Raw genomic sequence first — 9,022 nt, 5'->3', positions numbered from 1 at the left:
ATGTTCGGACTCGAGGTGTCCTTGCCCGCCGCGCGCCGAGCCTGCTGCCAGCGCCGCTTGAACGCGAGACCGCCCAGCATGCACGCCTCCGACGACCCGATCGTCGAGGTGCCGATGCTCTTCTCCGCATCAGGCGCGTTCCAGAGATTCGCCAGCATGTGCCAGCAGTTGTCCTCGATCGCCGCCGTCTGCGGATACTCATCCTTGTCGATCATGTTCTTGTCGAAAGACGCCGCATAGACCTGCTTCGCGTCGTCGTCCATCCACGTGCCCACGAACGTCGCCAGATTCAAGCGCGAGTTGCCGTCGAGCATCGTCTCGTCATCCACAATCTCGCGGGCCGTCTCCGGCTGGGACTCCTGCTGTGGTAGCACATGACGCGCTGCGACCGTGGCCTCCCCCGCGCGGGTGAACAGCGGTGCCAGGACGCGGCCTGCCTGATCCTCATTCATCTTCTTCTCCCGTCTCACTGCAGAGCCGCTACGAATGCGATGGCCGCAGATGCGATGGCCCCGGCTCTGCACCTGTGGCGAGGGTAGGTCTCGGTTCGCGGCCCCGGCAGGGACGTAGGTCCCGGCGGCTGCTCCGAGAGACAGGAAGGCCCCCTCCATGGGCCTTTGGCCATATCCGCAGAGTGACCACGCGCGTATGGTTTCCCCACCGCACCGAGCGGACCACTCAATTCGGAGGACAGCATGTGCACAGGCGCGAACTACACCACGAGAGACCACTACTTCGGTCGCAATCTCGATCTCGAGTTCTCATACAACGAGACGGTCACCGTGACCCCCCGGAACTTCCCGTTCGTGTTCCGCAAGGCCGACACGCTGCACAGGCATCACGCGATCATCGGAATGGCGACGATCGCGGAAGGCTACCCGTTGTACTACGACGCGACGAATGAGAAGGGGCTCAGCATGGCCGGGCTCAACTTCCCCGGAAACGCCGATTACAAGGCTGAGGCGCCCGACAAGACCAACATCACTCCATTCGAGTTCATCCCGTGGATCCTCGGGCAGTTCGAGACCGTAGCCGAGGTCAAGGTCGAGCTGGCGCGGATGAGCCTCGTCGATATCTCGTTCAGCGAGGCCTTCCCGCTCTCGCCGCTGCACTGGATCATCTCCGATCGCACGACATCGATCACCGTGGAGAGCGTGGCGGAGGGCCTGAAGGTCTATGACAATCCGATCGGGGTGCTCACCAACAACCCGACGTTCGACATCCAGGCGTTCACCCTCAACAACTTCATGCACCTCTCGAAGAACCCGCCGGTGAACCACTTCTCCGACGCGCTGGAGTTCGACGTGTACAGCCGCGGCATGGGCGCACTCGGCCTGCCGGGCGACCTGTCATCGGCATCACGGTTCGTGAAGGCGGCCTTCACGAAGATGAACTCCGTCTCCGGGGACTCCGAGTCGGAATCCATCAGCCAGTTCTTCCAGATCCTCGGAGCCGTCGCGCAGCAGCGCGGATGCGTGGAAGTCTCCCCGGGCAAGTTCGAGATCACCATCTACTCCTCGTGCTGCAATACCGACAAGGGGATCTACTACTACACGACCTACGAGAACAGTCAGGTGACGGCGGTGGACATGCACAAGGAGGACCTCGAGGGTCGTGATCTGATCGACTTCCTCCTCATCAAGGAGCAGCAGATTCACATGCAGAACTGAGGGGTTTCTTCCGTCGGGCTCTCGTCATCTCCCGACGGAAGGTCTGCTCTTTCATGCGTCCCCGCGCCGATGCACCACGGCGTGGGGAACATGCCACCCGAAACGCAGCGACGACAGCCGGAAGGCGAAGACGAGCACGCCGGCCAGCATCTGGACCAGAGGGGCGTGCCACCCCGCCAGCCAGGCAACTGTGACCAAGGCAGCTCCCACCATCGCGGGAACCGCATAGATGTCATCCGGGTTGAACAGCTCCGGGTCGCGGTTGGCGACGACGTCGCGGAGGAGGCCGCCGCCTACACCGGTCGTCAGGCCCAGGAGCGCCGCGGCCACTGGATTCATCCCCAGCTCCAGGGCTTTCGCGGCCCCCGTCGTGCAGAACAATCCGAGTCCTGCCGCGTCGAAGACCAGCAGGGTCCGTGGAAATCGCTCGACGGCGGCGTAGAGGAAGAAGACGAGCGTCGCTGCGGCGACGGGGGCGAGGAAATAGATCGGTTGGGTGAATGCGGTCGGCGTGACCCCCAAGATCAGGTCCCGCACCACGCCTCCGCCGAGCCCCGTCAGGGCGCCCAACAGGACGGACCCGAAGATATCGAATCCACGGTGAGCGGCAAGGAGCGAACCCGAGATGGCGAAGAAGAACGTGCCGAGGAACTCAAGCAGCATGTCGATGCGCTTTCCTCGCGGACGGACTCCCCCGGTGACCCGCTGATGACAGATGGATCACCGAGGAGTGGGAGCCGCCATCAGGAAGCGACAGCGTCAACGATCTTCTCGTCGCCCTCGTTCACAGCCTTCACGACGGCGTCGTAGTCGCCCTTGTCGATGGCCTTCCCCAGCTTCTTCACCGCCTTGCCGACAGCCTTGTCGACCCGGTCGAGGTAGAGATCGTCGACGATGGCGACGATCGCAGAAGAGCCGTTCGGCAACCACTCCTGGGCGTCCAGGCCGAACTCCTTCTCCTCGTGGCGCTTCACGATGGCACCCACGCCCGCGCCGATCGCCGCGCCGACGACCCCTGTCAGGAGAAGGGGCGGCGCGAAGAGACCGACCACGAGGCCGGCCACAGCGCCGATCGCGCTTCCTTCCCCGATCAGACGACCGCTGTGCGACGTGACTTCAACCTTCCCGCCGTCGTCGCGCGAGAGCACGACGGCAGCAGTCACGCTCAGGTCATCCATCGCCTTGATCGCGGCGAAGTCGGCGTTCGCCGCCTCTGCGTCGTCGTAGGTGGCGACGAGGAGCGAATAGTTGTGGTCGGTCATGGGTCTGTCCTCCGTTTGTCTGGGAAGACTCCAGCTTCACGCTACGCTCGGCGTCCCGACAGAGCCGATGGTCCCGTCCGAGCGCGCACATCGGCACGCTGTCGGCCGACGCGGGGAGGCGTACGCGACCGCAGGGGAGCGATCCGAAAACGAGAAACGCCCCCGGAACCGGGGGCGTTTCTCTCTGCTTCTCGAGTTCTGGATCGGTACGGCGATATCGACGACCGAATCGTGGTGGCGAGTGAGGGATTCGAACCCCCGAATGCAGTGCAGTCTGATTTACAGTCAGATCCCTTTGGCCGCTTGGGTAACTCGCCAGAGCGCACCCGTCCGACTTGAACAGCCAACCGGGGGCACGAGAGACAAGCATACCTGTCGGAGGCGGGTGCAAGAAATCGAAACGTCAGCTGCCGCTCACGCCCCGCCCCGAGTCGGCCAGCGACTCCGGAGTCCGCAGCAGGCCGCCCTCTGCGCGGCAGGTCGCGGCGGCGATGTCCATGGCTCGCAGCAGGAGCGCGCGCCACTGCGCCAGGTCGGACGGCGACGTCGAGACCAGCCCCTCGGAGACCGCCGCGAGCGTCGCGTCCCCCGCCCCGACGGTGTCGATCACCGCACCGGGAAGCTGGGCGATGGGCGCGGAGACGACGCCGGCGTCCGCATCGATCGTGGCACCGTCCGCTCCCGCGGTCGCCAGCACGGCAGCGGCTCCGAGGTCTCGCAAGCGCGCCCGCAGTGTGTCCAGGTCACCGTCGTAGAGGATCGCTGCATCATCCCCTCCGACCTTGACGACGGCGGCCGACGTCGCCAGCCGCTCGAACCCGCGGACGAACTCCTCGCGATCGCTGAGCATCCCAGTGCGCGGATTCGGATCGACGGCGACCCTCGCATCGCCCAGGGCATCGACGAGGGCATCGACCTCTGCCGGCACGTCGAAGGGGAAGCAGCTGATCGCGACGAGCCCGGCGTCGGAGATCGCCTGACGCGCCTCATCGGAGTACCGAATGCTGCGCTTCTGCGCCGCCTCGTTGAACACGTACTGCGCCTCGCCGTTCGACGCGCGCTGCACGACGGCACGAGAGGAGCCGTGCGGGGCCTCGCTCTCGATCAGGCGCACCCCGTGATCCTTGAGGTACTCGCGGATATGGGCGCCCGCTTCATCGTCACCGACCATCGCGATCAACGTGGTGTCGACCCCCAGCCGACGAAGACCGACGGCTACGTTCAACGCAGCTCCGCCGACGAGCTCGCGCACGCCCGCATCATCACGGATCTCATCGATCAGGGCATCGCCGATCACGACCACGGAACCGGCGGCAGAAGTCACGTTGCTCACCCGCTGACACTATCGCGGTGTCGGGACGCCCTGACAACACCGCGATCCTCTCGCGTTCCGACACCGGAGGGCAGTACGGTGTGGCCATGAACCCCCGCCTCGCCGGCACTGCCGTGGCTCTCTCGCTCCTCGTCGCCCTCACGGCGTGCACTCCGCAGGCCGGCGCGGGAGCGGGCTCCTCGGCACCCCCGGCAGCAAGCGACGCGCCCAGCCCGGACTCGACCAGCACGGAGGGCCCAGGAACACCCACACCCACACCCACTGCCAAGGCCATCACGCTCCCGACCGATTGCCGCGCGATCCTGTCGGAATCCGTGCTCGCCGAGTTCGGAGACATCCCGCTCAACGACGCCGCCTTCGGGCCCTCAGGCGTCGGTGCGGACGGCGCCCTCACCTGCAACTGGGCCGACCCGCGCGCAGACACCACGAGGCTCACGACCACCATCTCGCGGATGAACCGCGGCCCCGCGCTCGACATGCTCAACGCACTCGCTGACGACGAGGGCTTCTCCTGCTTCACGCCGGACGACGGCACCCGCTGCGAGAAGACCTGGCCCAACGAGCAGTACCCCGTGACGGACGGCCGCACCCTGTTCTGGCGTGACGACGTCATGATCGACACCCGCTACTCGAACCTGGCGCCGACCGGTTACACGTCGAGCATCATCGAGCACATCTTCGACTGACCCCGCTGCGCCTGAGCCCCCGTCGACCGCATGGCGTCAAACCCGGGCACGAAGAAGGCCCCAGGGCGAACCCTGGGGCCTTCTCAGTCACTCAGCACTGATGCTGTGGCTCTCGCCTCGATCAGTTGTAGGTGCCGGGGGTGATGTCGTCCGTCGAGAACGCGTCGAAGTCGACGTACCCGAAGTCGCCGTCGGCGTACGCACCGTCGGATGCGAAGATCCGGTTCGGGTATCGCTCGCTCTTGGCTTCCTCTGTGGCCTCGACCGTGACGTCGCGGTACTTCGAGAGACCGGTTCCGGCGGGGATGAGCTTACCGATGATGACGTTCTCCTTGAGACCGACCAGCGGGTCGCGCTTGCCCTGCATCGCAGCCTCGGTGAGCACGCGGGTCGTCTCCTGGAAGGAAGCGGCCGACAGCCACGACTCGGTCGCGAGCGACGCCTTCGTGATACCCATCAGCTCCGGACGGCCGGACGCGGGGCGCTTGCCCTCTGCCACAGCCTCGCGGTTGATCGACTGGTAGCGCTTGAGGTCGACCATCTCACCCGGGAGCAGGGTCGTGTCGGCGTGATCGACGACGGTGACCTTGCGGAGCATCTGACGGACGATGACCTCGATGTGCTTGTCGTGGATCGGCACACCCTGCGAGCGGTACACGCCCTGGACGCCGCCGACGAGGTAACGCTGCACCTCGCGAGCACCCATGACGCGCATGATCTCCTTGGGGTCGAGCGTGCCCACCAGGATCGGCTGACCGACCGTGACGTGCTGCCCGTCCTCGACGAGAAGCGTGGCACGCTTCAGCACCGGGTAGATGACGGGCTCGTCGCCGCTGTCGGGCGTGAGGATGACCTTCTTGCCCTTGTCGGTCTCGTCGATCGCGATGCGGCCATCGGCCTCGGCGATCGGCGACGCGCCCTTGGGGGTACGCGCCTCGAAGAGCTCCTGCACGCGGGGCAGACCCTGCGTGATGTCATCCGCCGATGCCGAACCACCCGTGTGGAAGGTACGCATCGTCAGCTGGGTACCGGGCTCACCGATCGACTGGGCCGCGATGATGCCGACGGCCTCGCCGATGTCGACGGTCTTTCCGGTTGCGAGCGAACGGCCGTAGCACTGCGCGCAGACACCGACGGCGGAGTCGCAGGTCAGGACCGAGCGCACCTTGATGGTCTCGACACCCAGAGCGACGAGCTTGTCGATCAGCACGTCACCGACGTCCTCACCGGCATCGGCGAGAACCTCGCCCTTGCTGTCGACCACGGCCGAGGCCAGCGTACGGGCGAACACCGAGTTCTCGACGTTCGCGTCGCGCACCAGCTCACCCTGCGAGTTCGGAGCGGCGATCGGGAGCTCGAGGCCCTTCGACGTGCCGCAGTCCTCTTCGCGGATGATGACGTCCTGCGAGACGTCCACCAGACGACGGGTCAGGTAACCCGAGTCGGCGGTACGCAGAGCGGTGTCGGCGAGACCCTTACGGGTACCGTGCGTCGCGATGAAGTACTCCGCAACCGACAGCCCCTCGCGGTACGAGGAGATGATCGGACGCGGGATGATCTCACCCTTGGGGTTGTTCACCAGACCACGCATACCGGCGATGTTCCGGATCTGCAGCCAGTTACCACGAGCACCCGACGACACCATGCGGTTGATGGTGTTGTCCTCGGGGAAGTTCGCCTTCATGGCGGCCTGAACCTCGTCGGTGGCCTCGGTCCAGATCTTGATGAGCTCCTGGCGACGCTCCGAGTCGGTCGTCAGACCCTTCTCGTACTGCGACTGGACCTTCGCGGCCTGCTTCTCGTAGCCCGCGACGATCTCCGCCTTGTTCGGCGGCGTGAGGATGTCGCTCAGGGCGACGGTCACACCCGAGCGCGTGGCCCAGTAGAAGCCGGCGTCCTTGATGCGGTCCAGCGACGCAGCCGTCTCGACCTTGGGGTACTCCTCGGCCAGCTTGTTGACGATCTGCGACAGCTTGTTCTTGTCAGCCTGCTCGCGGACGAACGGGTAGCCCTTCGGCAGCGTGTCGTTGAAGATCGCCTGACCCAGCGAGGCGTCGACGAGACCGTGACGCTCGTAGCCCTCGGGAGCTTCGCCCTCGAGGAACGTCAGACCCGGGATGCGGATGCGGATCTTCGCCTGCAGGTCGAGGGAACCCTCGTCCTTGGCCAGGATCGCCTCGCCCACCGAACCGAATGCACGGCCCTCGCCGGTCGCACCTTCCTTGACCGTGGTCAGGTGGTGCAGACCGATGATCATGTCCTGCGAGGGCAGGGTGACCGGACGGCCGTCCGACGGCTTCAGGATGTTGTTCGACGCGAGCATCAGCACGCGGGCCTCAGCCTGAGCCTCGACCGACAGGGGCAGGTGGACAGCCATCTGGTCACCGTCGAAGTCGGCGTTGAACGCCGCGCAGACGAGCGGGTGCAGCTGGATGGCCTTGCCCTCGACGAGCTGGGGCTCGAACGCCTGGATGCCCAGACGGTGCAGCGTGGGTGCACGGTTGAGCAGCACCGGACGCTCGCGGATGATCTCCTCGAGCACGTCCCAGACCTCGGGACGGGTGCGCTCGACGGCACGCTTGGCGGCCTTGATGTTCTGCGAGTGGCCGAGGTCGATCAGACGCTTGATGACGAACGGCTTGAACAGCTCCAGCGCCATCTGCTTGGGCAGACCGCACTGGTGCAGCTTGAGCTGCGGGCCGACGATGATGACCGAACGGCCGGAGTAGTCGACACGCTTTCCGAGCAGGTTCTGACGGAAACGACCCTGCTTGCCCTTCAGCATGTCGCTGAGCGACTTCAGGGCACGGTTGCCGGTACCGGTGACGGGGCGACCACGGCGACCGTTGTCGAACAGTGCGTCCACGGCCTCCTGCAGCATGCGCTTCTCGTTGTTGACGATGATCTCGGGGGCACCGAGGTCGATCAGACGACGAAGACGGTTGTTGCGGTTGATCACGCGACGGTACAGGTCGTTCAGGTCGGAGGTCGCGAAGCGGCCACCGTCGAGCTGGACCATCGGGCGCAGCTCCGGCGGGATGACCGGGACGACGTCCAGGACCATCGACGCCGGGCTCATGCCGGTCTCGAGGAACGAGCTGACGACCTTCAGACGCTTGATCGCACGGATCTTGCGCTGACCCTTGCCCTCGGAGATCTGCAGACGCAGGTTCTCCGCCTCGGCCTCGAGGTCGAACGCCGCGAGGCGACGCTGGATCGACTCGGCACCCATGTAGGCCTCGAAGTACTGACCGAAGCGGTCCTGCAGCTCGTGGAAGACGTCGTCCTCCGGACGGAGTGCGCCGACCTCGAGCGTGCGGAAGTCCTCCCACACGCGCTCCAGCTTCAGGATCGCCTCGTCGGCACCCTTGCGGATGAGCGACATCTCCTTCTCGGCGGCGTCCTTGACCTTCTTCTTGGCGTCGGCCTTGGCGCCCTCTGCCTCGAGAGCAGCGAGCTCCTCCTCCAGCTTGGCCAGGCGCTCCGCGATCTTGGCGTCGCGGCGGTCGCCGAGCGTCTTCAGCTCGAGACGGATGTTGTTCTCCTGCGTGCCCAGGTCGCGGTGACGAGCTTCCTCGTCGACCGAGATGACCATGTAGGCGGCGAAGTAGATGACCTTCTCGAGGTCCTTCGGCGCCATGTCGAGCAGGTAGCCCAGGCGCGAGGGCACGCCCTTGAAGTACCAGATGTGGGTGACGGGAGCGGCGAGCTCGATGTGACCCATGCGCTCACGACGGACGGAGCTCTTGGTGACCTCCACGCCGCAGCGCTCGCAGACGATGCCCTTGAAGCGGACGCGCTTGTACTTGCCGCAGGCGCACTCCCAGTCGCGGGACGGGCCGAAGATCTGCTCTCCGAAGAGACCGTCCTTCTCCGGCTTGAGGGTGCGGTAGTTGATGGTTTCGGGCTTCTTGACCTCGCCGTAGGACCACGCGCGGATGTGGTCTGCGGTCGCCAGGCCGATGCGAAGCTCATCGAAAGTTGTGGACTCGAGCACTAGTTCTCCTGTGTCGGAAATTCTTTTTGAGAAGTCTGCTTCGGTGGGCCCGAGACGTGGGTCCCGGGCCCTCC

Annotated in this window: 7 protein-coding genes and 1 tRNA gene; 2 read left to right on the top strand and 6 right to left on the bottom strand. The window is 65.5% G+C overall.

Annotated elements, in window-relative coordinates; translation table 11 throughout:
• Window positions 1-452 (bottom strand): pyridoxal-dependent decarboxylase (locus tag AB4070_RS16930; RefSeq protein WP_441981120.1); only part of this gene is annotated, 452 nt, incomplete at its 3' end.
• A gap of 243 nt (window positions 453-695) precedes the next feature.
• On the opposite strand from AB4070_RS16930, the gene bsh reads away from it, so the two are divergent.
• Window positions 696-1,670: a choloylglycine hydrolase gene (gene bsh / locus AB4070_RS16925; RefSeq protein WP_441981119.1), complete on the top strand. Its 975-nt coding sequence runs from the start codon at window positions 696-698 to the stop codon at window positions 1,668-1,670.
• A gap of 51 nt (window positions 1,671-1,721) precedes the next feature.
• On the opposite strand, the gene AB4070_RS16920 is transcribed toward bsh, so the two are convergent.
• The 4 genes from AB4070_RS16920 to AB4070_RS16905 all read right to left on the bottom strand — a co-directional run bounded on the left by AB4070_RS16920 (window position 1,722) and on the right by AB4070_RS16905 (window position 4,265).
• Window positions 1,722-2,333, bottom strand: a complete 612-nt coding sequence (locus tag AB4070_RS16920; RefSeq protein WP_441981118.1) for a trimeric intracellular cation channel family protein — start codon at window positions 2,331-2,333, stop codon at window positions 1,722-1,724.
• Between the two features lie 80 nt (window positions 2,334-2,413).
• A complete protein-coding gene (locus tag AB4070_RS16915; RefSeq protein WP_441981117.1) occupies window positions 2,414-2,932 on the bottom strand; it encodes a DUF1269 domain-containing protein in 519 nt (172 codons plus the stop codon).
• Window positions 2,933-3,164: 232 nt separating this feature from the next.
• Window positions 3,165-3,249 (bottom strand) — tRNA-Tyr (locus AB4070_RS16910).
• 86 nt (window positions 3,250-3,335) lie between these two features.
• Entirely contained in the window at window positions 3,336-4,265 is a 930-nt protein-coding gene (locus tag AB4070_RS16905; protein WP_441981116.1) for a PfkB family carbohydrate kinase, read from the bottom strand.
• Between the two features lie 17 nt (window positions 4,266-4,282).
• Here AB4070_RS16905 and AB4070_RS16900 point away from each other — a divergent pair, with 17 nt between their 5' ends.
• Window positions 4,283-4,951, top strand: coding sequence for a hypothetical protein (locus AB4070_RS16900; protein ID WP_441981115.1), 669 nt, complete (start codon window positions 4,283-4,285; stop codon window positions 4,949-4,951).
• A 121-nt stretch (window positions 4,952-5,072) separates the two neighbouring features.
• Here the strand turns inward: AB4070_RS16900 and rpoC are convergent, their stop codons facing one another.
• The gene (rpoC, locus tag AB4070_RS16895; RefSeq protein ID WP_441981114.1) at window positions 5,073-8,948 is read right to left on the bottom strand and encodes a DNA-directed RNA polymerase subunit beta'; all 3,876 of its coding nucleotides are present in this window, start codon (window positions 8,946-8,948) and stop codon (window positions 5,073-5,075) included.
• Between the last annotated feature and the right edge of the window lie 74 nt (window positions 8,949-9,022).

This window comes from Microbacterium sp. 2RAF4 (genome assembly GCF_052115285.1).
Classification (GTDB): domain Bacteria; phylum Actinomycetota; class Actinomycetes; order Actinomycetales; family Microbacteriaceae; genus Microbacterium; species Microbacterium oxydans.
The sequence above is the reverse complement of the archived record's forward strand: the minus strand, read 5'-3'. Positions and strand labels throughout refer to the sequence as shown.